Here is a 2,226-nt window from a genome sequence, read left to right as displayed (position 1 = left end):
CCGCCGACCGCGTCCACGTCGACGACGTCGACGTGGACGCGGTCGGCGGTTGCGGTGACGTTGACGGGGGTCTCGGGCAGGGGGAGCGCGTCCAGGTGGCGCATCAGCTGGGAGACGTCCAGGGCGCACAGCGCCACCGGCGGCAGGCCCGCGAGCGCGGCGGGGGCCGGGCGGTCGGAGTCGGCGTAGGCGCAGGCGTAGGCGTCCTCGTGGGTGCTGATCACGCGCAGGGCGTTCTCCGGGAGCACCTCCAGGTGGACGGGGCCGCGGTGGGGGGAGACGCGGGCGGCGAGGGAGCCGGTGCTCAGGGCTGCGCGCAGGGAGCCGGCGGAATAGATGTGCTTGGACATGGGGGCCTCCTTGGCCGTCGGGGTGCCGGGGGCCTCATGCCCCCCGCTATGTGTCCAACCATACACACATCCCGGCGCGGGCGCAACACCGTCCGCGAGCGCGGGCCGGCGCGCCATCGGTCGTGTCGCAGGAAGGGCGGGGACGTGTCGCGGTCCCCGGGAGCCGGCAGCAGCTCGATGTAGCCGGCAGCTCATCTCCGCGACACGGCCCCACGCGGCAGCGAGCGCGGGACCCGCCCGCGCTTGCGGCCAGGGGCGACGACGGGGCGGCGCGTGCGCGCCGCCCCGTCGTGCTCAGTCGCCGTACACCTCGGCGGCGGGCATGCAGTGGGCCCAGCCGTCCCCGTACCACTGGTCGGAGATGGTGTAGGCCTGGCGGCCGCGCATGTCCTGGTAGCTGACGGTGTAGGTGCGGTGCTCGGGATCGACGGCGGTCACGACGCCGTCGTTGGAGCTGGAGCAGTTGCCCAGGTAGGTGCGGTGGTAGATGACCACCTCCTGGCCGATGTGCACGTTCTGGGAGGTGCAGATGGTGGTCTGGTCGGTGTCCATGTCGGGCCTCCTGGCCGCTCGGGGTGCCGGGGGCCTCATGCCCCCCGCGACGTGTATAACCATACACAAGCGCGGCCGAGCGGTCAACAGCGATTTGGGCAGCGCCCGCTCACGCGTGGGCCGGGCCACGCCGGCGGGCGTGCACCGTCGGGGCACCGTCTCCACGGACGCCGGGGGGCCAGCGTTACGCGCTGGCCCCCCGGTCACGCTCAGCGGCCCTCGGCGGCCCGCGTGTGCTTGCCCCAGGCCCACGCCGGGTCGGTGGCCACGACGGCCACGGGCGTGGCCCGCGTCATCCGGCGCACGGCGCGCACGTGCGGGTGGTGCGGGGCGCATCGCTCGGCGAGGTTCAGGCGGTCATCGGCCACCGCTCCTGCGCCTCGGATCCAGGCCACGTAGGCCAGCACCGCCAGCGCCCCGGCGCAGGCGTGGCCCGGGCCGAGGGCCACGGCGGCGTTGAGCACCGTCTCGGCCTCCACGCTCGCCTTCCAGCGCAGACCGTGCGGGAACTCGCCCCGGGTGAAGTCCACCGCCTCCAGCCGGTTCGGGGCCGTGCAGGCCACCAGCGCCGCGATCAGGTACTCCGGGTCACGGTGGTTCAGGGTGGCCAGCACGACGGCGGCGGCCCCGGCGTCGTTCTGATCCTTCAGCAGGCGGTTGATGCCCTCGATCAGCGCCGGAGCGTCCGCGTGCATGTCCGTCAGCGTGGCCGCGTGAGCCGCCACGGCCTCCGTCAGGGCGTCCGACTCGCTCGGGGTGGCGGTGGGGTACTCGGCCCGCGCACCGTCGAGCAGGGCCAGGTGCAGGCCCAGCGTGGAGGTGCCCGGGGCGTAGGCCACGGCCTCGCCCGTGCCCAGGTTGGTGCACATGCGCCCGTCCACGTGGATCAGCCCCTCCACGCTCAGACCGTGGCCGGTCAGGATGGACTCCAGCTCGAGCCAGCGCAGGGCGCGGTCCTCCGGGCCGTAGCCGATCAGGAAGACGCGCGTGCAGTTGGCGGGGCGCATGCTGGCGGCGATCACTCCGGCCATGGTGGCGGGGGCGGCGACATCGTCAAGGCGCATCACCGGCCCCAGCCGCGAGCCCTTCAGGCCGATGGCCACCACGGAATCCGCGGGGGTGGACGGCAGGGCGGCGGCGGCGTAGTCGGTCAGATCGAGCGGGGTGCGGGCGGTCAGAGCATCCATCGTGTCCTCCTAGAGGGGTGCGGGTGGCCGGTTGCCTCCCGCTGAGTCAAACCATACACGCGTTGTGGTGTGGACGCAATCGATTGTGTGGTGTTTGTCTGGTGAGGGTGTGGTGGTGTGCTGGCGGTGTTATGGCA

The 2,226-nt window shown here is 73.3% G+C and carries 3 protein-coding genes; all 3 read right to left on the bottom strand.

Annotated features, from left to right (window positions below):
* Nucleotides 1–350 (bottom strand): hypothetical protein (locus J1M40_RS11800; protein ID WP_206450812.1); only part of this gene is annotated, 350 nt, incomplete at its 3' end.
* Between the two features lie 294 nt (nt 351–644).
* Nucleotides 645–902 (bottom strand): hypothetical protein, encoded by a 258-nt coding sequence (locus tag J1M40_RS11795; protein WP_206450811.1) that lies wholly within the window; start codon nt 900–902, stop codon nt 645–647.
* 209 nt (nt 903–1,111) lie between these two features.
* Nucleotides 1,112–2,089 (bottom strand): DUF4192 family protein, encoded by a 978-nt coding sequence (locus tag J1M40_RS11790; protein WP_134416692.1) that lies wholly within the window; start codon nt 2,087–2,089, stop codon nt 1,112–1,114.
* Nucleotides 2,090–2,226: the final 137 nt, after the last annotated feature.

Origin of the sequence: Micrococcus sp. KRD026, from assembly GCF_017168445.1 — a bacterium.
GTDB classification, from domain to species: domain Bacteria; phylum Actinomycetota; class Actinomycetes; order Actinomycetales; family Micrococcaceae; genus Micrococcus; species Micrococcus luteus.
This window is presented reverse-complemented; position numbering and strand designations above follow the sequence as displayed.